Genomic DNA, 282 nt, shown 5'->3' with positions numbered 1-282 from the left:
ATCTCGGGGCTGGAAGCGCTCACCGAGCCATGCAACATCGTGCTGTACACCGATTCGCAGTACGTACGCCAAGGCCTGACCGAGTGGATGCCCGGCTGGATCCGCAAGAACTGGAAAACCGCGGGCGGCTCGCCGGTCAAGAACCGCGAGCTGTGGGAGCGCCTGCACGCGGCCACGCTCAAGCACACCATCGACTGGCGCTGGGTCAAGGGGCATTCCGGCGATCCGGACAATGAGCGCGTGGACCAGCTGGCGCGCGACGCCGCGATCCGGATCCGTGCC

At 66.7% G+C, this 282-nt stretch carries 1 protein-coding gene; it reads left to right on the top strand.

The window, feature by feature from the left end:
* Positions 1-282: RNase H family protein (locus AAE045_RS23600; protein WP_455549739.1), on the top strand; the 282-nt coding region annotated here is incomplete at both ends.

The sequence above is a fragment of the Dryocola clanedunensis genome, from assembly GCF_038405435.1.
GTDB classification, from domain to species: domain Bacteria; phylum Pseudomonadota; class Gammaproteobacteria; order Enterobacterales; family Enterobacteriaceae; genus Dryocola; species Dryocola clanedunensis_A.
The sequence above is the reverse complement of the archived record's forward strand: the minus strand, read 5'-3'. Positions and strand labels throughout refer to the sequence as shown.